Here is a 25,541-nt window from a genome sequence, read left to right as displayed (position 1 = left end):
GCCGATTCCAGATGTACGTGAAGGTCGAAGGGTGCCGCCCGGTGGGACGACGCGAGAAGCCGGTGGACCCGGAGGCCGGGCCCGTGCAGCGGCTCGCCCACGAGCTGCGTCTCCTGCGGGAGAAGGCGGGCAAGCCGCCGTACCGGGAGATGGCCGCGCGGTCGGGCTACTCGACGACCGCCCTGTCCCAGGCGGCGGCCGGCGACCAGCTGCCGTCGCCTGCGCTGGTGCGGGCGTACGTACAGGCGCTGGACGCCGATCCGGACGAGTGGGAGCGGCGCTGGCGGGAGGCGGACGCGCAGGTCCGGGCGCCCTCGGCGGAGGAGCGGGCGCCGTACCGGGGGCTGGCCCGCTTCGAACCGGGTGACAGCGACCTGTTCTTCGGCCGGGACAAGCAGATCGGCGAGCTGCTGGGCCTGGTGCGCGCGCACCGGTTCGCGGCGGTGTTCGGACCCTCCGGCAGCGGCAAGTCGTCGCTGCTGCGGGCCGGGCTGATACCCGCGCTACGACAGGCTCAGGGCGCCGACCGCCCGGCGGTGATCCGCGTCCTCACTCCGGGGGAGTGGCCCGCGCGCACGCACGGGCAGGCGCTCGTCCCGAAGGACTGCGAAGACAGCGAGGACGGCAAGGACGGCGAGGACAGCAAGGACAGCAAGGACGGCGAGGACGGCGAGGACGGCGGCCTGGACACCTGGGTGATCGTCGACCAGTTCGAGGAGCTGTTCACCCTCTGCCACGACCACGCGGAACGCGATCGCTTCCTCGACCTGCTGCTGTCCGCCCGCGACCCCGCGAGCCGGCTGCGCGTGGCGATCGCCGTACGCGGCGACTTCTACGGCCACTGCGCCGCCCACCCCGGACTGGCCGAGGCGGTCAGCCGCACGAACCTGCTGGTCGGGCCGATGAGCCGGGAGGAGCTGCGGGAGGTGATCACCGGCCCCGCGACCGCCGAGGGCCTGAACGTGGAGCGTGCGCTGACCGCCCACGTCATCGACGAGGCCACCGATCGGCCCGGCGCCCTGCCGATGCTCTCGCACGCCCTGCTGGAGACCTGGCGCCGGCGCCGCGGCCGCACGCTCACCCTGGCCGCGTACGAGGAGGCGGGCGGCGTGCGCGGGGCGATCGCCGCCACCGCCGAGCAGGTCCACGGCGAGCTCACGTCGGAGCAGGCCCGCCTCGCCCGCCGGGTCCTGCTGCGGCTGATCGCACCCGGGGACGGGACCGCCGACACGCGCCGTCCGGCGAACCGGGCGGAGCTGGGACCCGACGCGCAGGACGTGCTGGAACGCCTCGCCGCTGCCCGGCTGGTCACCCTGGACGGCGACACCGTCGAACTGGCCCACGAGGTGCTGATCACCGGCTGGCCGCGGCTGGCCGGCTGGATCGAGGAGGGCCGGGAGCGGCTGCGCGCGCAGCGGCTGCTCGGGGAGTCGGCACGCGCCTGGGAGCAGTTGGACCGTGACGCGGGCGCGCTGTATCGGGGGGCGCGGCTGACCCAGGCCGAGGAGTTGTTCACCGGGCGGGGCCACGACGATCTCGCCGCGCTGGAGCAATCCTTCCTGGACGCCTCCCTCGCCGGGCGTGACGCCGAACGGGAGGCCGGGACACGGGCCGTCCGCCGTACCCGCCTGCTCACCGTCGGGCTGTCCGCGTTCCTCGTGCTCGCTCTGGCCGCGGGCCTGCTGGCCTGGCAGCGCGACCGGGTGAGCGAGCAGGAGGCGGCGAAGGCAGCCTCCCGCCGCCTGGTCGGCGTGGCCGACAGTCTGCGCTCCGCCGACCCCCGCACGGCCGCCCTGCTCTCCGTCGCCGCCTGGCGGCTCGCCCCGCTGACCGAGTCCCGCTCGGCCCTGCTCGACGCCCTGGCCCGGCCGGAGCGGGACGCCTTCACCGACCCGCGGACGGGCACGAACGTCCGGCGCTTCCTCACCGGTCAGGGCCGCACCCTCGTCACCGTCACGGGCTCCGAGGTGACTCTTCGGGACGTGGCCGACCACCGCGTCACCGCCACCCACCGGCTGCCCGCCGGCACCGAGGTCTCCGACGCCGGCCCCGATACCGGTTCCCTCGTCCTCATGGGCCAGGACGGCGACGAGCTGTGGAACCTCGCCGCCCGCAGACCCACCGCCGAGCTGGGCGACGCGGACTACTGGGCGGCACCCGACGGCAGCGCATTCGCCACCAGCCCCTGGGACGGTCCCGGTCCGGTCAAGGTGCTCCGGAGCGGCGACGGCAAGGTGCTGTTCACCACGAACACGCCGCGCGCCCTCACCGCCGCCGCGGTCGGCCCGGGCGGCCGCCTCCTCGGCCTGTGCCCGGCCGACGGCGCACCCCAGGTCTGGGACGCCGTCCACGGCAGGCGGCTGCCGGGAGCCTGGGAGAAGGCGGGCGGCACCGTGTGCGGCACCGGCTCGGGGGCGGACGGGGGCTCCCGTCTGCTGCGGTTCAGCGGGGACGGCCGACGTATGACCGTGGTCTCCGGAAACACGGCCAGGGTCTGGGACGTCTCCGGCGGACGGGACGTCGCCGACTTCCAGAGCGGCGGCACCAGCGGCTTCACCGAGGCCGTCCTCTCCCCGGACGGGCGGTTCCTGGCCACGGCCGACGGCCAGGAGATCGCGGTGTGGCAGCTGGACCTGGGCGGCGGGCAGGTCTTCCACACACCGCTGGCCGGAGCCGAGGTCAGGGGGCTGACCTGGGCGCCGGGCAGCAGCCGGACGCTGCACTACCTCGACGGCGCCACGGTGCGCACATACGACCTGAGCGACCGCCTGGACGCCCGGTGGCAGAGCACTACGGCCGACGCGACCGCGCTCAGCCCGGACGGCACCGTCCTGGCCACCGCCACCCGCTCCGGCTCCGCCACCGCCACTCACTCCGGCCCTGGCTCCGGCTCCGGCTACCGCTTCGAACTCCGCTCCACCGGCACCGGCACGGTCCTCGCCCGCACCATGCTCGGTTCCCTGCCGACCGACGGCGACGAAGGGCCGCCGCAGCTTGCCTTCAGTCCGGACGGCCGGGCGCTCGCCGTCGCCGACACCGTCTCCTCGCACGGCGCCATGCGGCAGCGCTTCAGCGTCTGGGACGTCCCCGCGCACCGGGTCCGTACGTCGTTCGAGACATCCGGCGCGGCGGACCGCGTCGTCTCCGCGCTCGCCCTCGGTTCCGGCGGCAGAACTCTGCTTGCCGCGCGCTCCACCAGCGGCGACGGCACAGCCGAGGTCTGGGACACCGCTGCCCACCGCCGCACGGCGACCCTGGGCGGCCTCGATGCGGGCAGGCTCGCCCTGCGGCCCGACGGCCGGCTGGTCGTCGGCTCCGCCGACCGGTACGCCGAGCTGTCCTCCGGTCGCGTGAGCGGGCGCGCCCTGGCCGACGGCCAGCCGGTCACGACGGTGGCCTTCAGCCCCGACGGCACCCGGCTCGCCGTCGGCGACGACATGGGGCACGTGACCCTGTGGGACGGCGACCTGCGCCACCGCCTGGGCATCCTGACCGGCACCTCCGACACCATCTCCGAGGGCGAGCCCGAGGCCGTGGGCGCGCTCGCCTTCTCTCCCGACGGTGCCACCCTGGCCGTGGGCGGGCAGCGCGGCACCCTGCGCCTGTGGGACACCGCCGGGCAGCGGCTCCTCGGCAGCGACCTGCCCACGCCCGGCGACGAGATCGACACCCTCGCCTTCACCCGCGACGGCGCCACCCTCTACGCCGGCGGCCCGAACGTGCTGCTCCATCGCCACCCGGTGGCCCCGGACGACGTCGTCCCCATCCTGTGCGGGCGGGCCGGCGGAGGACTCACCGAGGAGCAGTGGCGGACGTACGTCCCCGACGCGCCGTACCGACAGGTGTGCCCCACGAAACGCTGAGCGGCAAAAGGCGTGCGCGAAGGGCGGGACCTTTTTGTTCACAGTGACTCCGACGGTCGCTGAAAAACGCCCCTGACCAGGACGATCGGAGCCCGGTAAGCCCCCTAGCCCAGGTTCTGGTCCCATGCGCACGCACCTCCTGCTCCCCTCCCTCCTACTGCTCGGCTCGCTCTCCCTGACGGCCTGCTCATCCGGCTCCTCCCGGGCATCGGACTCCGCGACAGCCGGAGCGCGGCCCGGACCGTCCTCCGGTGCCTCGCCGGTGCGGGCAGTGAACCCCTCGAAGATCAAGGGTCTGCGGATCGTCAACGACAGCAGCGAGAACAGGTCCTGCCCCTTCGCGACCAGCTATCCGGACGTGCCCGGCGCGACCGCGATGACGGACGCGATGAAGAAGGACGTGGAGCGGCGCCTGGCGACCTTCCGCTCGATGTGCGACGACTCCCCGACGGGCGCCGACGGCCGCGAACTCAACATCAGCCACCAGTTCCTGATCGCCTCCGGGGACGTCGTCGGCGTTCGGCTCACCACACAGGACCGCGCCACGGCAGGGGACGGACTGCGCACGCGCACCTACTGGTACGACGGGAAGGCGGGCGCGTACCGCACCGCGCTCGCACTCGTCGGTGACGGCTCCCGGGGCGCCTTCGTCGCCGCCTTGAAGAAGCAGCTCAAGGGGCGGGACGGCACAGACGCGGACACGGTGGACGAGGCGTTCGCCGACCGGTCGAACGTCGTCGCCATCCTGGACGACATGACCTTCACCGCCGACGGCGGACTGCGGGTGACCTTCGACCGGGACGAGGTCGGCGCGGCCCCCGCCGGCCGCTACGTCGTGACCTTCTCCAAGGCGACGGTCACCCCGTGGCTGTCCGCCTTCGGCAAGCGCGCCCGGCAGCAGAGCGAACAGCCGTCCCGCTCACTCGACCTCGGGGCGACCGCGACGCCCGCGCCCGCCGTGCCGACGCACACGGCATCCGATGACGACGACACGGACTGCGAGAAGGTCCACTGCATCGCCCTGACCTTCGACGACGGCCCCGCCGCCCCGGAGACCGCGACGCTGCTGACCTACCTCGCGCAGTACGACGCCCGGGCCACCTTCTTCACGGTCGGCCAGAACGTCGCCGCCCACCCGGACCTGGTGCGCGCCGAGGCCCGCGCCGGCCACGAGGTGGGCAACCACTCCTGGAACCACCCCGACCTCACCAAGCTCAGCCCCGCGCAGGTCACCTACCAGCTCAACCGCACCAGCGCCGCGATCAAGGCCGCGACCGGCAAGGCCCCCACCATCTTCCGCCCGCCGTACGGCGCGATCAACAGCACCGTCCGCGGCGCCACCTCGCTCTCCCCCGTGCTGTGGACACTGGACACCGAGGACTGGAAGTACCCCGACGCCGCGAAGATCGCCGAGGCGGTCATCGACAAGGTGAAGCGCAACGACGTCGTCCTCATGCACGACATCCACGCCACGTCGGTCGCCGCCGTCCCGCAGATCCTGCGCGCCCTCACCGCCCGCGGCTACCACTTCGTCACCGTCAGCCACCTGCGCGCCACCATGTGAGCGCGCAGGGCAACTTGCGCACGGGAGGCCCGCCCCTCAGCGGTCCCCGCGTCCTGACGCACGGACGCGCCCCGAGGGGCCCCCGCCGGGACACGACCCCTGTCCCGGCGGGGGCGGCGGCGGCGAGCGGCACAAGACCGATTTTCCGAACTTTGTTCGAAATCCCGGCTATTCCGGACCTCTCCGCACGTCACATCGGAGCACAAGATGAGCGCAAACCCCCATCTGTCCCGTCGGGCCCTCCTGGGCATGTCCGCCGCCGTCCCCCTCGCCCTGACCCTCGGCTCGGGCACCGCCCACGCGGCCGACTCGGCGTACGCGATGGTCTACTTCACCGAGACGAACAACCGCGGCAGCGGCACCGACTACAACCTGCACCTGGCCGTCAGCACCGACGGGCTCGAGTGGACGCCGCTCAACCAGAACAACGCCGTGGCCTCCCCCACCGAGGGCGCCCTCGGCCTGCGCGACCCGTTCGTCCTGCGCAAGCAGGACGGCACGTTCGTCGTCCTCGCCACCGACCTCAAGGGCACCAACTGGAGCTACAACAGCCAGTACATCCACGTCTGGGACTCCGCCGACCTGCGCACCTTCACCGGCTACCGGCGTATGAAGCTGCACGACATGGAGACCCACAGCTGGGCGCCCGAGTCGTTCTGGGACGCCGGCCGCGGCCAGTACGCGGTCATCTACTCCTCGGTGAACTCCAGCGGCCACAACGTGATCATGGTGAACTACACCAGCGACTTCGTCACCGCCTCCGCACCGCAGGTGTTCTTCGACCCCGGATACGAAGTCATCGACGGCGACATGGCCCTGGGCGTCAATGGCTACAACTACCTCTTCTTCAAGAAGGTCGACAAGCTGGTGGCGGCCAGATCCACCTCCCTGGACCCGGGCAGCTTCACCGAGTTCAGCAGCAACGAAGGCGCCTCGCACAACGGCAACACCGAGGCCCCGACGATCGTGAAGTCCCTGACGTCCAACACCTGGTACCTGTGGGGCGACAACTACAGGCCCAACGGCGTCTTCTACGCCTGGCAGTCCACCGACCTCGCCTCGGCCACCTGGACGCCCCTCGACCAGAAGACCTACACCCAGCCGGTCAACTCCAAGCACTGCGGCATCACGACGATCACCACGACCGAGTACAACAACCTGATCGCGAAGTGGGGCACCCCGACCTGGAACCGGCTCAAGTCGTACAACTACCCGGCCCGCTACGTCCGCCACGCCAGCTTCGTGGGCCGGATCGACGAGTACCCGATCACTCCGTACACGGACTCGCAGTGGACCCTGGTCCCCGGGCTCGCCGACAGCTCCGGGGTCTCCTTCCGGTCGGTCAACTACCCGACCCGTTACCTGCGGCACATCAACTACGGGCTCCAGCTGGACGTGAACGACGGCACCTCGCAGTTCGCCGCCGACGCGACCTTCTACCGCGAAGCGGGCCTGGCGGAGTCGAGCTGGGCGTCGTTCCGGTCGTACAACTTCCCGACCCGCTACATCCGCCACTCGAACTTCATGCTGCGCATCGATCCGATCTCCACGACCGCGGGCCGGCAGGACGCGACCTTCCGGGTCGGGTACTGACCTCGGCAGGCACCCCCGTCCCGTAGTACACCTCCGCGCGGAACCGGACCGGACGCATCACCGTGCGTCCCCTCGCGCTCGGCTCGGCCGGCCTGACACCCCAGGCCGGCCACGGGCCGTCGGCAGCACTGTCCGCCGAGCCGACCGCCGTCGGCACCAGCCGGATCGGGGCCCCCTCCCCCGGTAGAGCGACGCGGTCAGAGTTGCGCAATACAACCTTGACAGTTGCTTCATACAACTCCAAGATGGCGTGAATGGCGGCACGTGACGAATCCCTCGATCTGATCCATGAGTCGATCATCCTGTTCTCCCGCAACGCCAGGGTGCGGGCCAACAACATGTATGACGAACTCTCCTTCGTCGCGTACACGATGCTGTCCTACGTGGGCACCTTCCCCCAGCCGACCGCCTCCGACCTGGCGGAGCGGTACGGCCTGGAGAAGTCCACCGTCAGCCGTCAGCTGTCCCAGCTGGAAGAAGACGGCATGCTGCGCCGGGTGTCACATCCGTCGCGGCCCAGGACCAAGTTGCTGGAACTCACCGACACCGGTCGCGACCGCCTGGCCCGCGTCAGGCAGCACCAGCGCAAGGGGCTGCGGGAACGCCTCGGCCGTTGGCCGGACGAAGACGTCGAGACGTTCGGCCGCCTGCTCCGGCGGTTCGTCACGGAACTCGACTGACCGCCATGACAGGACGAACGGAGACCCGTATGCGCCCCGGCGTGCACTTCCACCGGCTCATCCCCTTCCAGGGCCTGGCAGGGCTCGTGCGGACAACGGGCCGGCGGTGAGGATTGTGCTGTACGCCGAGAACCTCCAGCCCGGGGCCGTGTTGGACCTCGGCAGCGCCAAGGTCTCCAAGGAGGAGATCCTCGACTTCGGCCGCCGCTTCGACCCGCTGCCCCTGCACACCGACGAGGACGCGGCGGCCGGCAGCCGCTTCGGGGGCCTCATCGCCAGCGGCTTCCACACCGCGGCGATCCTGCAACGTCTCGTGGTGGACGCGGTCTTCTCGCGCGCCGCCATCATCGCCGGCCGGGAGATCAGCTCCCTGCGCATGCGGGCGCCGGTCCGGCCCGGAGACGTGCTGCACGGCGCGATGGAGATAGTGGAGGTCCGCCCCCGCGACGACGGCACCGCCGTAGTCCGCAGCCGGGGCACGCTCATCAACGCCACCGGAACGGTCGTCATGGAGCTCCAGGGGGAGACTCTCTGGGAACACCGGCCGACGGACGGGAGCGCGGGAGGAGCGACGTGATGGACCGCTGTGCCGCGGCGAGCGGGAGGGGGCTGCCCTATCCGCCCATTCCCCGTCTCCGTCGACCCGCCGCCGCTGAGGGGGGCGGCGTTGGTCACGGCCACTCGCTCACCACCGGGACCAGGGCCGACCGGGTCCACCGCCGGGGGGCGGATGGTGGGGCCCCAGCCGTGAAGGGCCTGTGAGCCGCCGCTGCGCGAGCACCGGCCGATCGGTGAAGACCCGTACATGCACTGAACGGAGACGGACATGCGCGTAGGCGTGCACATCAACCGGTTCGACCACCCCCGGGGCGGCGGCGCACTGCACGCCGAACTGGCCGCCGCGGGGGCCGCGGCGGAGGCGGCAGGCGTGAGCCGGCTGTCGGTCATGGACCACTACTTCCAGATGGAGTTCAACGGCGGAGCCGAGGCACCCATGCTGGAGGCCTACACGACCCTGGCCTACCTGGCCGCCCACACCTCCACGGTGCGGCTGGGCGCCCTGGTCACGGGGGTGACGTACCGTCACCCCGGACTGCTCGCCAAGGTCGCCACCACACTCGACGTCCTGTCCGGCGGCCGGGCCACCCTCGGCATCGGCGCCGCCTGGTACGACCGCGAGCACCACGGCCTGGGCGTGCCCTACCCGCCGCTCGCAGAACGGTTCGAGCGGCTGGAGGAGACCCTGCGGCTCGTCGCACGGTACGCCGACGCCTGCAACCTGTTCGCCACCTCGCCGGAGGAGGTCGCACACAAGCTGGACGTGCTGCGCGGGCACTGCGACGAGGCGGATCGCGACTACGACGACATCCGCCGGACGGTCACCTATTCGGGCGCCGCCGCCACGGAAGGGGACCTGGACGCCTTCATCCGTGACATCGAGCCGTACACCAGGCTCGGCATCGACACGGTGATCATCTCGCCGCATCTGGGCCCCACGTCACAGTGGATGGAGACCTTCGCCGCCCAGGCCGTGCGACGACTGTCCGAACTGGGCTGAACGGCTCGGGAAGAGCCATTCCCTCAGCGCTCACCGGTCGGCGCGGCCGCCGCGCCGCGGCGGCCGCGCGCTCCGGACGGCGTCAGCGCAGAGTGAAGAAGATCATGGGGTTGTCCCTGCTGTCCCGGAGGGGGTGGCCAAGGGCGAGGTTTCGTTTGACGTCGTTCAGGCGGTCGTGGATTTCGGATGCGTGGGCCCGGGAGGCGGTGAAGCAGACGTTCTCCCGGTCGGCGAGCCAGCGCAGGACGACCGCGCCCTCGGTGAACGGCAGCGGCCTGCGGCCGTGGAAGACGTCGTGGACGCACACCGGTACGCCGGGCCGCATGCGCGGGAACAGCTCGCGGATGTACCAGCGGGCGAAACTCGCCGAGTGCGCCGCGTCGATGAAGAGGAAGTCCGCGGTGTCCGGGATCTTCTCCAGGTTCTCCCGCGCGTCCCCCTGCGTGAACGTCCAGCGCCCGGTGGAGAGTTCCTCGGGGACGTTGCGCACGACGTGGTCCACGATGTCGTACGAGTACAGGTGGCCGGTGCCGTTGTCCTGAAGGGCCTGGAGGATCCAGGTGGTGGACCAGCCGTGGAAGGTGCCGATCTCCACCACCGTCTCCGGTCGGGTCTCGCGCAGCAGGAGATAGGTGATCTCCGCCTCGATGTCGTCGAGTTGGGCCTTCAGTGAGGTCGGCGGGGCGAGCAGCTTCCGCTGCTTCTCGCGGACCCGGTCGAGGTCGTGGGCGTAGGTGCGGTAGAGGCGGATGATGTGGTCGATGTCGATGGTCTGGTGCATGCGCGCTCCGTGCGAAACCGGTTCTGGTTGGTCAGTGCGCGGTGACGGTAGGGCGCGGGGACGGGACTGCACGTCACGCCCAGGTGCCAACTCCGGTGTCACACCCGGGTGTGAGGCGCCGGGTGCGGGGGGGGGCGTGCCGGTGCTGGGCGAGGGCGGTGCCGGGCCGTTCCCGTCCGTGGCCGGTCGTCGCACCGGGGCGCGGGTCAGGCGGACATGCCCGGGGTGATCAGCCCGGACTCGTAGGCCATGACGACGAGTTGGGCCCGGTCGCGGGCACCGAGCTTGGCGAGCGTCCGGGTCATGTGGGTCTTGACGGTCTGTTCGGCCACCACCAGCGTCGTGGCGATCTCCGCGTTCGACAGGCCCCGCGCGACCAGCTGCAGAACCTCCGTCTCCCGTGGTGTGAGACCGTTCAGCCGCAGGCGTTTCCTGTGGCTGACGGCGGGGCGACGCCGGGCGACGTCCTCGATGAGGCGACGGGTGATGGACGGGGCGAGCAGCGCGTCACCGGCGGCGATCACCTGTACCGCCTGGATCAGTTCGGCGACCGGCGCGTCCTTGAGGAGGAAGCCACTGACCCCGGCCTGCAGGGCCTCGTAGACGTAGTCGTCGAGGTCGAAGGTGGTCAGCATGAGCACCTTGGGCCGGTGCACCACACCGGGCGGCGGATCGAGCAGCCGCCGAGCGGCCTCCAGCCCGTCCATCTCCGGCATCCGTACGTCCATCAGCACCACGTCGGGATGGGTGCTACGACTGACCTCGATGCCGAGCCTGCCGTTGGCGGCCTCCCCCACGACGTCGATGTCGCTCTGCATCGACAGCACCGCGGCGAACCCCGAACGCACCATGTCCTGGTCGTCCACGACGACCACCCGGATCACCATGCCCATCTCCCCTGTCCCGGTCTCCGACGAACCCGTGCGGCCCGGCCGGACCGGCTCCACTCTCCCTGCACGGCAGGGGACGCCGCCTCGGCCGAACGGCCATGAGCGACCGGCCCGGACAGGTGGAGCCTGGGCCGAACGGCGGATGTCCGACGGTCAGGGCGACGCCCGCACCGTCGGCAGCATCGCCGTGACCTCCCAGCCCCGATGGTCGGAGCGAGGTCCCGTACGCAGCTCGCCGCCGAGCGCGGTGACCCGTTCGGTCAGCCCGACCAGGCCGAAGCCGCCGCCGCGCGCGGCCTTGGGCAACCGGGTACCGCCACGGCCGTCGTCGCGCACCGTCACCTCCAGCACGCGACCGTCGTAGGACAGGCCGACCGTCACCTCGGTGGCGTCCGCGGCGTGCCGCCGCACGTTCGTGAGGGCCTCCTGGACGACCCGGTAGGCAGCGGCCTGCACCTCGTGGGGCAGGTCCTCGGGCACCGAGGCATCACGACCCAGTTCGACCGGGGGGCCGACGGGCCCGCCGAAGCCCTCCACCAGCTCGGGGAGCGCGGCCAGATCGCCCCCCGGGCGGCGGTCGCCGCTCCCCGCCTCGCCGGGCTCCGGGACCTCACGCAGAAGACCGACGGTACGGCGCATGGAGGCGAGGGCCTCCACGGCGGAGCGCTCGACGTCCTTCAGGATTCCGCCCAGACGCTCGGGCTCCGTGGTGGCGAGGAGTTGGGCCAGCTGCGTCTGCACCAGGATCCCGGTGACATGGTGGGCCACGAAGTCGTGCAGGTCGGCCGCCATGGCGAGGCGTTCGGCCCGCTGTGTCTCGGTGACCGTGGCGCGGCGTCGGTGGTCCAGGGTGCGCAGGTACCCGCCGAGTCCGGCCGCCGCGCCGACCAGGAACAGCATCCCGAACGGGTTGACCGAGGAGATGTCGGAGTCCCCGGCCACCTCTCTGTAGGACAGGGCGACAACCGCCGCACCGTCCAGAACGCCGCACACCGCCGCCCACCGCGCAGGGCAGTCGCGCACCGCGACCACGAGCAGACACAGCAGGATCGCCAGTTCGCCCGGTCCGTACACCGACTCCCGGCCGGACAGGAACAGGGCCGCCGTCACGCCGCCGGAGACAACCGCGGGCACGGCGGCGCGCACGGGCGCGGTGAGCCACGCCGGCCTCCCGGCCGCGGGCCGGAGGAGCGCCACCAGACCGATCGGCAGCACGACCAGCTGAGGCCACAGGGGCCTGCCGTCGCCGACCGCCAACAGCAGGTCCACACCTGCGACGGGCAACAGCAGGGCCATGCCGAACGCCCGCAGAACGACTTGCCGGCGGGAATACGGTCCGGGAGGCGTCTCAAGGGCACGCACGGATTTCGCGAGATCCACGGCGCGACCCTAATCTCCCGCCGACATGGCCGGATCAGCCGAAAGGCCACTGCCGCGACGCGGCAGGCCCGCACAATCGGCCGAACGGCCGAGGATCGCTGAAGATCCTTGAACATCCCTGCGGATCCCCGAGCACGGGTCATCACCCCGAGCGTCACCCGCATCACCTCCCCGACGAGAGCCGTCGGCAGGGACCGGCGCGACATGAGTGGATTCGTGCCGTGAATCCCCGACGGCGCACATCCGAATCATCCGTGTACGGCCGGCGTTTCCTTTGAATGAGCGTCCAACCTCTCGACAAGTCCGGGGTAACCAGCGGTAACTTCTGCGACGCCCCCCACAACCGCTTTCCCTCCCCAGGAGACGCTCCCCATGCGCAGACCCCTCGCCTACCTGGCGGCGGCAGCCGCCGCCCTCGGCGGGCTCACCGCGGCCGCCCCCTCCGCGGCGGCCGCCGACTCGGGCACCTTCAACGTCCTCAGCTACAACGTCGCGGGCCTGCCCGAAGCCATCTCCAGCGCACCGACGCCCCGCGAGTCCAGCACCACGACGATCGGGCAGCGGATAGCGCCGTACGACATCGTCCACGTCCAGGAGGACTTCAACTACCACGCCTACCTCTACGCCGCCGACACCGCGCACGCCTACCGCACCCCCACCAGCGGCGGCGCCGGCATCGGCAGTGGGCTCAACACCCTGTCGAAGATCTCCTACGACGAGGACGACTTCGAACGGGTGGGCTGGAACACCTGCACCTACGGCTCGGGCGACTGCCTGACCCCCAAGGGCTTCACCTTCATGCGGGAACGCCTCGCCGAGGGCGTCTACGTCGACTTCTACAACCTGCACACCAACGCCGGGACCAACGACGACGACCTCGCCGCCCGCGCCGACAACCTCAGCCAGCTCACCGAGTTCATCAGCACCCACTCCGCGGGCAACGCCGTCGTCGTCATGGGCGACACCAACACCCGCTACACCCGCGCCGGCGACACCATCGCCGAGTTCGCCGCCGCCAACGGCCTCACCGACCCCTGGGTCCAGCTGATCCGCGGCGGTGTGGCCCCCACCAAGGGGAGCGACGCCCTGGTCTGCGACCAGACGGGGACCACCGTCCCCAACGACTGCGAGGTCGTCGACAAGATCCTCTACCGCGGCAGCAAGCTCGTCTCGCTGAACGCCACGTCCTACGACAACGAGCACTCCAAATTCCTCACCGACGGCGGGCTCATGCTCTCCGACCACGACCCGCTCACCGTGAACTTCTCCTGGTCGCGCAACGCCGCCTTCCAGCTCAGCGACCAGTTCGGCGGCCCGCACGGCAACTACTACAACGACATCGGCGGCGTGCCCGCCGGGGCCCGCGCCACCACCGTCGCACTGCGGGCCGGTTCCCGGATCGACCAGCTGAGCCTGACCCTGTCGAACGGCACCACGCTCACCCACGGCGGCACCGGCGGCACCGCGTCCTCGCTGACGCTCGGCAGCGGCGAGTACGTCACGACGGCGCGCCTGTGCCAGGGCCAGAAGGACGGCCATACGCGGATCTTCTACGCCAAGTTCACCACCAACCTCGGCAACAACCTGACCGGCGGCACCACCACCTCCGACTGCGTGACACGCACCGCGCCGTCCGGCTGGCAGATCGCCGGGTTCCACGGGCGCTCCGACGCCGAGGTCGACAAGGTCGGCTTCATCTACACCCAGCGCTGACCCACCACCGGGCCGACAACACATCGCTCTCCCGGCTCTCGACGCGGCGATCGCCAAGCGAGTCGGCGTCACGCAGCCGTATCTCTTCCGGCTCTTCCCGGACAAGAAGGCGATCTTCGTCGCCGCTCTGGTGCGGAGCATGGAGGACACCCGCCCGGCTTTCGAGAGGGCTGCCGACGGGGTGGAGGGCGGCGAGCGGGCTCTTCAGGCCATGACGAACGCTGACGCGCAGCTGATCTCGACGCGCCCCGAAACGCTCCTGATGCAGCTGCAGGGATATGCCGCCGTGGCGGCCGCCGAGGCGGAGGGCGATGACCTGATCGGTGAGGTCGTCCGGGTCGGCTGGATGAGGATCCGGGCAACCGTGCACCTGTCGCTGGGCGCCGATGCCGACGAGACCGCAAGCTTCTTCGCGTGCGGCATGCTCGGCAACACGCCTACGGCCATCGGGCTTCCCGCGAGCACCGGGAGGTGAGGGAGTTTTCTGGACGGGCGATGCGTCAGCGTACGCCTGCCGCGTCGAGCAAGGTGGTCACCGTGGGTGCGATGAGCCCGGTCAGGTTGTCGGCCTGGATTCCCGCGCGGGCGCTGGCGCCGTCGAAGACCAGGCTGAGCTGTCGGGCCAGCAGATCGGGATCGCCCGCCCCGCCCTGCTCGGCCTCGGCACGGAAGAAGACGGTCAGATTCGCCTTGACCTGATGGGCGACCCGGCTCGCGGGATGACTCTGATCCTTGAGTTCGATCTGCACGGCCAGGTACCGGCAGCCCCGGAACTCGGGCGCCCCTGCCTGCGATTCCACCTGCTCGAAGACGTGCAGGATCCGCTCGCGGGGCGACCGGCCATCGTCGGCCGCGGGCAGGAGAGCCGCCACGTGGGCGGAGGCGCGCTCCTTCAGGCTTACTGCCAGGAGTTCGTCCTTGCTCTCGAACAGCTGGTACATGGAGCGTTTCGACACGCCAGCCGCCTTGCACAGCGCCTCGACGCCGATGCTGACGCCGTCTCGGTAGGTGAGCGTGGCCGCCGCCTCCAGCAACCGCTCCCTGGGGCTCAGCTTCACTTCGGTGGTCATACCACGAGGTTAACCCGAAGCGGGCGAAAAGAAAACCGATCGGTTTTCAGGGGCTCCGGGCAGAGGCTCGGCGCCGGCCTGGGGGAAAGACCGTCGCCGAGCCATGATGGTGCGCTCGCCTGTCGCCCCCGGCAGGGCGACACACACCGGGGCCATTCCGAGTAATGGCCCGTCTCGGGTGACCTGCCGTCACGCCGGGACGGCGGTCTTCTCGGGCTTCGTCTCCGCCGGGATGCGGTGCAGTCCCTTGCGGTCGTACCACCCCAGCACGCCGAAGCCGAACAGTGCGGCCGCCACGAGTCCGGCCGCCATCATGACCCAACCCCGCGTCAGACCCGCGTCACCCTGGGCGTCGTAGTAGAGGATCGAGCGGATGCCGCCGGTGATCTGTCGCAGCGGCTCGAACTCCGCGAGGAAGCGGTAGAAGCCGGGCAGCGCCTCGATGGGGGTGGTGGCACCGGCCGTGGGAACCGCCATCCCGATGAAGACCAGCGTGACCACCAGCATGCCGGGCGTGCCGAACACGGCGAGGAGGGTGAGCGCGCCGATCCCGGTGACGGCGATGGCGCACACCGAGTACAGCCACAGCAGCGGCAGACGGGAGGCGTCCATGCCCATGATGCCGACCGCGCCGGCCATGACCAGGGTGCCCATCAGCAGGGACAGGCCGGTCATGAGGGTGCTGCTGACGGCGAGGGTCTGGACCCGGGTCGCCCGGATCAGCGGGCGGTGCAGGCGCAGCGGGCCCATGTCGTTGTGGGTGTAGCCGAGGGCGTGGTCCACCTGGCCGCTGATGACGTTGGCGGAGAGCATGCCGACGACCACGAGGGTGAGTGCGTAGTAGAACGCCGTCAGGCCCAGGCCGCTGTGTGAGTCGAGGGGGTGGCCGTCCTCGACCGTGACGGCGGCCGGGTCGGCCAGCAGGACGCGTGCCGCTGCGGGCAGCTTCGCCTGCGCGGTCCCGATCTGGCCGGTCAGCTCCTTGCCCACCTGGAGCGAGGCGTTCTCGGCCGCTTGGGTAGTCGCCGTCCGGGCCAGACCAGAACCCAGGCTGCCGGCGGACTGGTTGGTCAGCACCGTCAGTGTCGGGCGCACCGGGGTCCCGGTGGTCGCGGTGCCGGTCAGTGCGGTGGCGGAGGAGGTGAAGTCGGCGGGGACGACGAGCGCGCCGAACAGCTTGCCCTTGCCGAGCTCCTCCTTCATCTCCTTCTCGTCCATCACCTTCCAGTCGATCTTGTCTCCGCTCGCGGTCGAGTTCCTGATCGACTCGGTGATCTGCGCCCCAAGGTTGACCTGCTTGCCGCCGACGACGGCCCCCTTGTCGGCGTTGACCAGCCCGACGGGCAGGTTCTTCATATGCCCGGCCGGATCGATGTTGGCACCGACATAGAGGACGGCGAACAGCAGCGCGAGTACGCCCGTGATGACGCCGTTCGCGATCCACAGAGGCTTGGCACGCAGGACGCGGAAGGGGTGAATGCCACTCATGACGTACGTGTCTCTCGGTCGGTGGACGCGGAGCGTTTCGCCGGGGGCTGCCAGCCGCCGGTCACTTCCTTGACGGGCTTGTGGGGGAAGCGGCGCCGGGCGTACTCCTGCGCATGGGAGCCCGGCAGGACGTACAGGGTTTCCTTCTTGTCCTGGAGCGGTCGCAGCACGGTGTCCATGAACGTTTTGCGGTCGTCCAGGTACGGGCCCAGGACGTCCTCGCCGGCGGGGCAGACGGCAAGGCAGTAGCCGGACTTGTAGCCGGGCGGAGAGCTCAGGCTCTGCCACATGGAGGCGCTCTCGGAATCGGTGACGCGGGAGCGGTAGTCGGCCGCGTCCTCGCTGTCGGCCACCGTCTGCGCCCAGTCGGTGAACCCGCTCATGAACTCTCGGTAGTTGTGCGTGGTGCAGGCCAGCGCGTCGAAGGCGCCGTCCTTGGCGATGGCGCCGACCGGGCAGGCGGCGACGCACAACTTGCAGTCGATGCAGGGGTTGTAGTCCAGCGCCTGCCCATACTCGCTCACCTCCGCGTCCACCAGGACGGTCACGAGCAGGACGAAGCTGCCGAACTTCGGATGGATGACATTGCGGTGCAGGCCCATCACGCCGAGCCCGGCGGCCACCGCGACCGTCTTGTGCGCCACCACCCAGATCCGCTCACTGGGGAAGCGGTCCATCTCCTGGGGGAAGCCGACCGACGGGTTGAGGGCGCGGTAGCCGGCGTCCTGGAGCGCCTGGGTGACGCTGCGGGCGGCGTGGTTGGCCTGCTCGTCGGTCTGATGGAACTCCTGGTTGGCCACGCTGCGGGCCGGAGAGCGGCAGTTGTCGCGGTTCATCCGGACCGCCATCGCGATCAGGGTGCGGGTGCCGGGCAGCGCGGACTGCGCGTGCTCACGCTCGCCGGCCAGGTCCGGGTGGTCCAGGCTGACCGCGGCGACGTCGTCCGCCCCGGCCGCCAGGCACAGCTCGCGCAGCCAGGCCGCGTCGATCACCGCCGGCGGGCTCGTGACATCTCCGGCCCTGCGCCGGGCGAGCACGGCCTGCACCGACGGGTGGGCCGCCAGCTTCGCCGGAACCCTGGGATGAGTCGATTGCCCCTCGGCGTCGCGCGCGGCAGCCATCCGATGCTCCTGGAGATGCGGGGACGAGGCTCGCCACCACGGCGAGAAACCGAACAGTTTCACCACCGTAAACTGATCGGTTTTCGCATGCAAGTCCGAGCTATGGGCACCTGCCTGGCGGAGGGCGTGCGCGCGCTCGTCGTCCCGTCGCACGAACGCGCGCACTGGGTGGCCCTGCGCAAGCAGCATCTGGACCATCACTCTGCTCACGGACCCGACATCGCGTACGACGATGCGTTCGAAGCCGTTCTTGAAGACGGCGTCCATACCGTCGCTCAACTCCCCGGGCCCACGGACATGCAGTTGTCGTCGGCCCCATACAGATAGAGCGACGGGACGGTGATGGCGCCGCTTGCCCGCTCTTCCAGCTCTTGGGTCGCCTTGTCCGCGGGAGGCGAGAACAACTGGCGGTAGTAGCCCAGGGTTTCGGTCACGACTCCTGGAGCGCGGAGGGTTTCCTTGAGCGCGGCACGCTCCGCGTCCGGCAGCTCGTAGCCGGGTGACCATTCCCGCCAGAGCCGGTCGATGAGCGGGGCGCTGAGCCTCGACGCAGGGACAGGAGTCGAGGAGCGCCGTCGGCCTCGGCGGGAGACTCCTGCAACCAGCTGTCCACAGGGACCTCCTCGGAATCCCCGGGCCCGTGCTACTTCTTCAGCTGCGCGTACAGGGCTTCCAGGTCGGCGGACAGCTGCGACTTGACCCAGCGCGTGGTGTCGTCGGCCAGCACCTCGTGCGCCCCCGCCTCGATGCCGTCGAGCGCGGCCACGGCGATGTCACGGGGCTTGGCCTTGGGTGCGTCGAGGCCCGCCGTCATGTCCGTGTCCACGTACGCCATGTGGAGCCCGGTCACCGTGATGCCACGCGGCTGCAGCTGCAGACGCAGGGAGTTGGTCTGCGACCAGAAGGCGGCTTTGGAGGCGCTGTAGGGCGTACCGTCGGCCAGCCAGGACAGGGCGGAGTGCGCGTTGAGGATGTGGCCCCCGCCGTTGCGCTCGATGATCGGGGCGAAAGCCCGGGTGACCAGCAGCGGCCCGTAGAAGTTGGTCTCGAGGTCCCTGCGCACGTCGTCCATCGGGGAATCAAGGTACGAAGCGCCGACCGAGGCGCCGGCGTTGTTGATCAGGATGGTGACGTCCTGGGCCTGCTCGGCGGCGGCTGCCACGGATGCCGGGTCGGTGACCTCGAGCGCCAGCGGAACGGCATCGGAGTGCGCCACCGCGCGCGGGTCACGGGCCGTGGCGTACACCTTGGCGGCGCCGCGCGCGTACAGCTCCTCGACCATCGCCTTGCCGATGCCCCGGCCGCCTCCGGTGACGAAGACGTTGGCGCCGCTGATTGCTGTCATGACTTCCTCCAACAACGAAACCGATCAGTTTCCCAGACTGTAAACCGATCGGTTTTCTCGTGCAAGTCCCCGGCGTCGGGCAAGTCCGGCTGCCACATGCGGCAGCTCTCCGAAGAGCGAGGTCAGCGGAGAGGGTCTTGAGGAGTCCCGCGTGGTAGGGCTCGGCGTCCCCGGGGCGTCCGGCCAGCGCCTTGCGGGCCCACTCGGGGTCGAACGAGTGGACGCGTGGAAGACATCGACACCGGCGTCGGCCAGCGGCGCAAGGATCGCCTCCAGCTCTGCCGGGGTGTCGGCGAGGCGGGCCTCGCACTGCCCCGACTTCCACTGCGACAGCCGGAAGAAAGAAAGACAGGGAAGTCGGGCGCGACGGCTGCCCGGACGGCCTCGACGACCTCGGAGGCGAAGCGGACCCGGGACGGGAGGTCACCACCGCACGAATCGGTCCGCCGGTTGGTCCGCTCCCACTGTAAACCGATCGGTTTTATCGATACGAGCCCCCGAGGCCTGGCGCTCCACGCGAGTCCCGACAGACCCACCGGAGTCCCCCTTGCCCGCACGCACGGCCAACTCGCATAGCGGGTTGGTAAATCGACCCCACGAGGAAGGTGACGGGATGAGCGAGCGACCCGTCAGGCGGCGATCAAGTCAGCCGAGGTTGCCGGCCAAACTCGGCGGGCAACCGTCGGTACGTGCCGTGCCGACGCGAAGGGCGGCGGACGTGGCCGCGAGCCCGCCACCGACGATCGATGCCGCCTGGCTGCGCGAGTTGTGCCTCGCTTCAGGAGCGGACGACGCGACGGCCGCGAGCCTGGACCACCTCGACCTGGCCGGCGAACGAGGGCACGCGCTGGCCGCGCTGCCGGGCGCGCGCAGCCTGATCTCGCTCGCGGTGCGGATGAACCGCGACAACACCCGTTCACGGATTCGACCCCGATGGTTTGTTTAGTCGGTAAACATGGCTTCCGAACTGCGGAAATAGAGAGCGGCAGACGAGTCAGGCTGTACGCCGGGTTCAGTCCGAGGCACAACGACTTCGAACGCCTGGCGGAGCACGGAGCAGTTAGTTGGCCAGAGTCGCTGGACGAATGGCCTCGGACCCAAAGCGTCGGCGGGCTCGGTCGGCGGCGGCTTCGGCTGCGCGGGCGCGATCGTCACCGGGATCCAGGGAGAGCTGGCGGTAGGCGCTATCAGCCGGCAGCAGGGCGTCGGCGCGGATCACGAAGGCGCGTACTCTCGCCCGCTGCAGCCCGAGGGCGTTCAGCAGACCCAAGGCAGCTGTCACGAGCGCGGATGAGTGGTCAGTGGGCTCCGACAAGGCACGCGTGCGCGTAGTCGAGCTGCCGTCGGCGTACCGCACGGTGAGGGTGAGCCGACCGGTGATCTGGCGTTCACCGCGCAGGCGTTGGCCGATCTGGTCGGCAAGTCCCAGGACTGCTCGGTGCTGCTGCGCCGGGTCGAGGCAGTCCCGCTCCAGCACCAGGTCGGCGACCAGATGCGCCGCCGGTTCCGACGGGGTGACCGGACGGAGGTCGTGCCCTCGGGCGCGCTCGGCCAGCAGCCGGGCGGGACCTGCGCCGAGCAGTCGCTGGAGGGTTCCGGCGGGCAGGTCGACGATCTGGCCGATGGTGTGTAGCCCATACCTGCTGAGCGTCTCCGCTGTGGTGCGGCCGATCCCGGGCAGTGCGGTGACCGGCCGCGGATACAGCCAGTCGGCCGCCTGCCCGGCGGGGACCCAGGTGGTGTCTCCTGGTGGGGACGCGTCGGCCGCCATGGCCGCCAGCATGCGGTTGCCGGCGAGCCCGGCGCTGCTGTCGATGCCGTACAGCGCCTTCAGACGGATCTTCGCCAACTGAACGACGTCATAGGGGGACAGATCGAAGTACCGGAGCGCCGACGTCAGATCGAGCTGGACGGCATTGGGCGGGATGGCCTGGACATGGGGCGTGACACCGGACATCAGTTCGATGACGTCGGTGTACTGATCCTCGGTCAGTGCTGCGTGCAGGTGGAGGTGGGCGATGTGCCGCTGGCGTGTGGTCATCCTGCGCTCCCCGGGCTGCGGTGGCCGAACTTCTTCAGGTCGGCGGAGCGGGTGCCGGCGGGCTGGAGGTCTGCATAGGGGTGCAGGCGCGCGCCGGTAGTGCCGTTGATCAGGGTGCGGTGCGGCTGGGCGGGGGTCGGGTGCGGGCGGGTCTCGCCGAGGAGGGCGAGAGCGGCCTCCGGACCGTGGTCGCGGCGGGCGGCGGCGATCTCGTCGAGGTCCCAGGCCATGGTGCCGACGACGGTACGGCGGGTGCCGCGCACCTGGACCGTGCCGCGCACCAGCAGCAGCCCGCTGTGGAAGACGGTGTGCGCGCAGGCCGGGTGGGAGTCCTCGAAGAAGGCCAGGTCGACCAGGCCGGACCCGTCCTCCAGGGTGACGAAGATGATGCGCTTGCCGCTGGCGATCGGCGGGGTCTGGGTGGAGGCCCGTACACCCGCCACGAGAACCTGCTGGCCCGCGCGCATCTCGGACAGATGCGCCGCGTCGGTCGCGCCGATCTCACGCAGCAGCCGGTGGTGGTGTTCCATCAGGTGCTTGGAGACGTCGATGCCGAGGGTGCTCAACTCGGCGCTCAGGGCCTCGCGTCCGGTCATCTCCGGCAGCCCGCTGGGCTCCGTGCCGCCAACTACGCCTGCTTCGATGGGTAGTTGACCCTCGTGCGCGGACCGGGTGCGGGACTGCCGATGCAACTCTGCGATCTGGAGCAGCAGATCACGTCGGGTGAGCCGGCTGTCGTGCAGACAGTCCAGGGCGCCGATCTCGGCGAGGCGTTCGGCGACAGGGCGGCTGGGGTGGGCCCGCTGCCAGAAGTCCGACAGCGATCCGTACGGCTGCCCCTCCTCGGTCCGCGCGCACTCCTCCTCGCTGATGCCGTGCACCGCGGACAGCGCGAGCCGCACCCCCCACTGCTCCCCGTCGGCCTTCTCGACCGTGTGCTTCGCCTTGGAGCGATTGACGTCGACGGACAGGAACGGCACGCCACGCCGACGGGCGTCGGAGACCAGCACGCGCTTGGGCCACATACCGGGGTCGTGTTCGAGCAGGCCGGCCAGCAGGAACGCCGGGTAGTGCGCCTTGAGCCAGGCGCTCTGCAGGGCCGGTACGGCGAAGGCGACCGCGTGGGCGCGGCAGAAGCCGTAGGCGCCGAAGGCCTCGACGGTCTTCCAGACCTCGTCCCGCACGGCCGCGCTGTAGCCACGGGCCTGTGCTTGGCGGTGGAACCAGTCCTTGATCCTCGGCAGTCGGCTCTTGTCGCCGAGTTCCCTTCGGGCGATCTCCGCCAGTGCGCGGTCGCAGCCGGTCATCACGGCGAAGGTCTCGATGATCTGCTCGTGCCAGATGGTCACGCCGTAGGTGTCGGCGAGTACCGGCTCAAGGTCTGGATGGGCGTACGACGGAGTGCCGCCATGACGTGCGGCGATGTACCGCTCGGGCATGCCCCCGGCGACCGGACCGGGGCGGAAGAGACTGATGTCGGCGATGACGTCCTGAGGATCGCGTGGCTGCAACCGGGACAACAGGTCCTGCTGACCGGGCGACTCCAGCTGGAAGAGACCCAGGGTCTGGCTCTCCTGGATGAGCTTGAAGGCGAAGACGTCGTCGAGCGGCACCTGCTCGGGGTCGTCCAGGTCGATGCGGCTGCCGGTGGTCCGTTCGATCTCGGCGACTGCGTGGGCCATCGCGGACTGCATCCGTACGCCCAGGACGTCGAGTTTGATGTTGCCCAGCGCCTCGATCTCCTCCTTCGCCGCCATGGCCATGGGGTAGTCGCCCTGCGGGGTGGGCTGTACCGGCAGCCGGTCCAGGAGGGTCGCGTCGCTGATGACCACTCCGCAGGGGTGCATGGCCATGCCGTGGACCAGCGAGTCGAGGCCCTCGGCGAGCTCCCACAGCGGTCCGTACCGGTGCGCCTCGGCGGCCAGCTGCCGCAGTTCGGGCAGCTCGGCGAGCGCCCCCCTGATGTCGGAAGCCCTCAGGTGCGGGAAGCTCTTGGCGATCCGGTCGACGTCGGCGGGCGCGATGCCGAGGGCGAGACCGGTGTCCCGTAGGGCCCGGCGGGCCCGGTAGGTCTCGGGCATGGCGGTGACCGCCACGCGTTCCTTGCCGAACCGTTCGAAGATCGTGTCGTAGCACTCCAGGCGTCGGGCGGACTCCACGTCGATGTCGATGTCGGGCAGCGAGGCCCGGCGCACGCTGAGGAAGCGTTCGAACAGCAGGCGGTGGTCGAGCGGGTTGGCGGTGGCGATGCCCAGCGCGTGGCAGACCATCGAGCCGGCGCCCGAGCCGCGGGCCGCGACCCGGATGCCCTTGGCCCGGATGTCGGCCACGACCTGGCCGACGGCGAGGAAGTACGAGTCGTAGTCCAGCGCGGAAATCACCTTGAGCTCTTCGGCCAACCGTTCGAGCGCCGTTCGGTCGCGGTCGAGGCCGCGTCGGACCATGCCCGCCTCGCACTGCCGGCGCAGCAGCTGTGCGGCTCCGCCCGCTCGGGGCTCGGCACCGAAGAGCGATGGTTCCGGGAAGTGCCGGGCGCCGAGCCCGAGGTCCACCACCGGGTCGACGGTGCAGGCGGCCGCCGTGGCGGCGGTGTCCGCCATCAGACGGCGGGTCCGACGGATGTCTCCTCCGGCGCATTCGGCGATCATTCGCGCGACGGTCTCCATTCCTCGCTCGTCCTTGAGCCAGCGGCGTCCGCTGTCCAGGTGACGTCGGTCGATCGGCCTGAGCAGCCGTGCGGCGTCCAGGACGTCGGCGAGGCGGTGCTGGTCGGGGTCGGCGTAGCGGACGGCGTTGGAGAGCACGGCGGTGGTGCGGGTGCGGTCGGCCAGCGCGAGGGTGCGGGCAGCCAGGCGCAGGGATCCCGGACCAACGCCGAAACGTTTCTGCGCAACGGCTTCCAGTCGGACCTCCCTACCGAAGATCTCCCTCCAGGGCGCCAGCAGCTTCATCGCGACGTCCTCCCGGCCCACCGACAGCGCCCGCGCCGGCTCCGAGAGCGGTCCGAGCAGCACCATCAGGCCGGGGCCGCCGTACTCGCGCAGCGCCTCCCACGGCACCACCACCGGCGCCGCGCCGGACGCCGTACCGACATGCGCGGCCGAGGTGATCCGGCACAGCCGAGCCCATCCGGCCCGGTCCTGTGCGAGCAGCGTGAACCGCAGCGGCGGCTCGACCACGTGGGCGCCGCCGCGCGCCGGGGTGCGGCGGCGTTGGGCGGGCGGCGGAGGCGCGAGGGCCTCGACCGCCAGATCAACACCGAAGAGCGGCCGGATCCCGTCCTTCGCACATGCCTGCGCGAACCGCACGGCCCCGGTGACCGTGTCCCGGTCGGTGAGCGCGAGCGCCGTCATACCCCGCTCGGCCGCCCGCCGGACGAGCTGCTCGGGATGAGACGCGCCGTAGCGGACGGAGTAACCGGACGCGACGTGCAGATGGGCGAAGCCCGCCATGCCGCACCTCCATCACTCCACCCCTTTTCGACCATAAGCCCGATATCTCCATCGTACGCTCGTTCGATTACTCTAGCCTCCATCGTCGCCGGTCAGCGACTATATTCGAACACATCAGCGATTCTTGGGAAGGTGGGCAGTGCCTGAAACAGCCACCACCCCGTCAGTCCTCCAGCGGGGCGGAGCAGTTGGAAGAAAACCGCCTTCACGGCGCCACCCCGCACCGCGGTGATTCAGCGACTCGAGACGGGCGGACGAGTAACGGCCCGCAGATCGGCGTCGGCGTTGATGACCCGCGCCCGGCGCTCCCGGTCGGCCTCCGCCTGCCGGGCCATGGACCGCTTCATCGCCTCCGGCAGCGAGACGTCCTTGATCTCGACCCGGTCGATGGTGACGCCCCACTCCACGGCGGGACTGTCGATCATCAGCTCCAGCCCCTGGTTGAGCTTCTCCCGGTCGGAGAGCAGGTCGTCCAGCTCGCTCTTGCCGATGATCGAGCGGAGCGAGGTCTGCGCCATCTACGAGACGGCGAACCGGTAGCCCTCGACCCGCACGATGGCCTCCGCCGCCGCGGTCACCCTGAAGTAGACGACGGCGTCCACGCGTACCGTCACGTCGTCCCGGTGATGCCCTCCTGCGTGGGCACCGGCATCGTGACGATCTGCATGTTGACCTCTGGAGCCGGTCGACGAACGGCACGATCATCGTGAACCCGGGCCCCCGCACCTCCGGCCGCAGCCTGCCGAGCCGGAAAACCACCCCCCGCTCGTACTGCTTCACCACCCGCGCCGCCGACATCACGTACACCGCGCCGACCGACGCGAGGGACACCCCCGCGAGGGACACCCCCGCGATCACCAGCTCCTCGACCATCACGGCCCCAGGGTCCGAAGTGGGCGTACGAGAAGGAGTCGGCCGTACGCGGCGCACGGATCCGGGCGCGCGAGGGCACGCATCTCGGCTTCCGCCGGTAACCCCGCCGCCCGAACGAGAGCGAGCCCC

19 protein-coding genes and 2 pseudogenes are annotated in these 25,541 nt (G+C 70.6%); 9 read left to right on the top strand and 12 right to left on the bottom strand.

Annotated features, from left to right (window positions below):
* Window positions 1-41 precede the first annotated feature (41 nt).
* From SGFS_RS44010 to SGFS_RS43985, 6 genes are all read left to right on the top strand, one after another.
* A complete protein-coding gene (locus SGFS_RS44010) occupies window positions 42-3,863 on the top strand; it encodes an nSTAND1 domain-containing NTPase (protein WP_286258030.1) in 3,822 nt (1,273 codons plus the stop codon).
* Window positions 3,864-3,987: 124 nt separating this feature from the next.
* Window positions 3,988-5,427, top strand: coding sequence for a polysaccharide deacetylase family protein (locus SGFS_RS44005; RefSeq protein WP_286258029.1), 1,440 nt, complete (start codon window positions 3,988-3,990; stop codon window positions 5,425-5,427).
* A 207-nt stretch (window positions 5,428-5,634) separates the two neighbouring features.
* Entirely contained in the window at window positions 5,635-7,020 is a 1,386-nt protein-coding gene (locus SGFS_RS44000; protein ID WP_286258028.1) for a glycoside hydrolase family 43 protein, read from the top strand.
* 254 nt (window positions 7,021-7,274) lie between these two features.
* Window positions 7,275-7,700 carry a MarR family winged helix-turn-helix transcriptional regulator gene (locus SGFS_RS43995; RefSeq protein WP_286258027.1) on the top strand — a complete coding sequence of 142 codons (426 nt, stop codon included), beginning with the start codon at window positions 7,275-7,277 and terminating at the stop codon, window positions 7,698-7,700.
* Window positions 7,701-7,806: 106 nt separating this feature from the next.
* Window positions 7,807-8,277 carry a MaoC/PaaZ C-terminal domain-containing protein gene (locus SGFS_RS43990; RefSeq protein ID WP_286258026.1) on the top strand — a complete coding sequence of 157 codons (471 nt, stop codon included), beginning with the start codon at window positions 7,807-7,809 and terminating at the stop codon, window positions 8,275-8,277.
* A gap of 249 nt (window positions 8,278-8,526) precedes the next feature.
* Entirely contained in the window at window positions 8,527-9,258 is a 732-nt protein-coding gene (locus SGFS_RS43985; RefSeq protein ID WP_286258025.1) for an LLM class flavin-dependent oxidoreductase, read from the top strand.
* A gap of 82 nt (window positions 9,259-9,340) precedes the next feature.
* Here SGFS_RS43985 and SGFS_RS43980 read toward each other — a convergent pair whose 3' ends face one another.
* From SGFS_RS43980 to SGFS_RS43970, 3 genes are all read right to left on the bottom strand, one after another.
* On the bottom strand, window positions 9,341-10,039 hold the full coding sequence (locus tag SGFS_RS43980; protein ID WP_286258024.1) for a class I SAM-dependent methyltransferase: 699 nt from the start codon (window positions 10,037-10,039) through the stop codon (window positions 9,341-9,343).
* A gap of 206 nt (window positions 10,040-10,245) precedes the next feature.
* Complete coding sequence (locus tag SGFS_RS43975; protein ID WP_286258022.1) at window positions 10,246-10,926, bottom strand: response regulator; 681 nt, start codon at window positions 10,924-10,926, stop codon at window positions 10,246-10,248.
* A 156-nt stretch (window positions 10,927-11,082) separates the two neighbouring features.
* Entirely contained in the window at window positions 11,083-12,225 is a 1,143-nt protein-coding gene (locus SGFS_RS43970) for a sensor histidine kinase (protein WP_286258021.1), read from the bottom strand.
* Between the two features lie 456 nt (window positions 12,226-12,681).
* Here SGFS_RS43970 and SGFS_RS43965 point away from each other — a divergent pair, with 456 nt between their 5' ends.
* Together SGFS_RS43965 and SGFS_RS43960 are read left to right on the top strand one after the other, a co-directional pair.
* A complete protein-coding gene (locus tag SGFS_RS43965) occupies window positions 12,682-14,022 on the top strand; it encodes a jacalin-like lectin (RefSeq protein WP_286258019.1) in 1,341 nt (446 codons plus the stop codon).
* Window positions 14,023-14,161: 139 nt separating this feature from the next.
* Window positions 14,162-14,497: a hypothetical protein gene (locus SGFS_RS43960; protein WP_350284053.1), complete on the top strand. Its 336-nt coding sequence runs from the start codon at window positions 14,162-14,164 to the stop codon at window positions 14,495-14,497.
* 25 nt (window positions 14,498-14,522) lie between these two features.
* On the opposite strand, the gene SGFS_RS43955 is transcribed toward SGFS_RS43960, so the two are convergent.
* The 6 genes and pseudogenes from SGFS_RS43955 to SGFS_RS43930 all read right to left on the bottom strand — a co-directional run.
* A complete protein-coding gene (locus SGFS_RS43955) occupies window positions 14,523-15,092 on the bottom strand; it encodes a TetR/AcrR family transcriptional regulator (RefSeq protein WP_286258017.1) in 570 nt (189 codons plus the stop codon).
* 189 nt (window positions 15,093-15,281) lie between these two features.
* The gene (locus SGFS_RS43950) at window positions 15,282-16,580 is read right to left on the bottom strand and encodes an SNG1 family protein (RefSeq protein WP_286258016.1); all 1,299 of its coding nucleotides are present in this window, start codon (window positions 16,578-16,580) and stop codon (window positions 15,282-15,284) included.
* The gene (locus tag SGFS_RS43945) at window positions 16,577-17,701 is read right to left on the bottom strand and encodes a 4Fe-4S binding protein (protein WP_286258014.1); all 1,125 of its coding nucleotides are present in this window, start codon (window positions 17,699-17,701) and stop codon (window positions 16,577-16,579) included. Before SGFS_RS43945 ends, SGFS_RS43950 begins: the two co-directional genes overlap by 4 nt.
* Window positions 17,702-17,976: 275 nt before the next feature.
* Window positions 17,977-18,135, bottom strand: a complete 159-nt coding sequence (locus SGFS_RS43940) for a hypothetical protein (protein ID WP_286258013.1) — start codon at window positions 18,133-18,135, stop codon at window positions 17,977-17,979.
* Window positions 18,136-18,344: 209 nt separating this feature from the next.
* Window positions 18,345-19,046, bottom strand: a complete 702-nt coding sequence (locus SGFS_RS43935; RefSeq protein WP_286258011.1) for an SDR family oxidoreductase — start codon at window positions 19,044-19,046, stop codon at window positions 18,345-18,347.
* Between the two features lie 213 nt (window positions 19,047-19,259).
* Window positions 19,260-19,510, bottom strand: a pseudogene (locus tag SGFS_RS43930) (oxidoreductase); the annotation flags it as partial.
* Between the two features lie 149 nt (window positions 19,511-19,659).
* Here SGFS_RS43930 and SGFS_RS43925 point away from each other — a divergent pair.
* Complete coding sequence (locus SGFS_RS43925) at window positions 19,660-19,992, top strand: hypothetical protein (protein ID WP_286258010.1); 333 nt, start codon at window positions 19,660-19,662, stop codon at window positions 19,990-19,992.
* Between the two features lie 114 nt (window positions 19,993-20,106).
* On the opposite strand, the gene SGFS_RS43920 is transcribed toward SGFS_RS43925, so the two are convergent.
* From SGFS_RS43920 to SGFS_RS43910, 3 genes and pseudogenes are all read right to left on the bottom strand, one after another.
* Window positions 20,107-21,087, bottom strand: coding sequence for a DNA polymerase Y family protein (locus SGFS_RS43920; RefSeq protein ID WP_286258009.1), 981 nt, complete (start codon window positions 21,085-21,087; stop codon window positions 20,107-20,109).
* The gene (locus SGFS_RS43915) at window positions 21,084-24,539 is read right to left on the bottom strand and encodes a DNA polymerase III subunit alpha (protein WP_286258008.1); all 3,456 of its coding nucleotides are present in this window, start codon (window positions 24,537-24,539) and stop codon (window positions 21,084-21,086) included. The genes SGFS_RS43920 and SGFS_RS43915 overlap by 4 nt, the downstream gene beginning before the upstream one ends.
* Window positions 24,540-24,802: 263 nt before the next feature.
* Window positions 24,803-25,412 (bottom strand): annotated as a pseudogene (locus SGFS_RS43910) (SPFH domain-containing protein); the annotation flags it as partial.
* Window positions 25,413-25,541 lie beyond the last annotated feature (129 nt).

It is taken from the genome of Streptomyces graminofaciens (assembly GCF_030294945.1).
Classification (GTDB): domain Bacteria; phylum Actinomycetota; class Actinomycetes; order Streptomycetales; family Streptomycetaceae; genus Streptomyces; species Streptomyces graminofaciens.
This window is presented reverse-complemented; position numbering and strand designations above follow the sequence as displayed.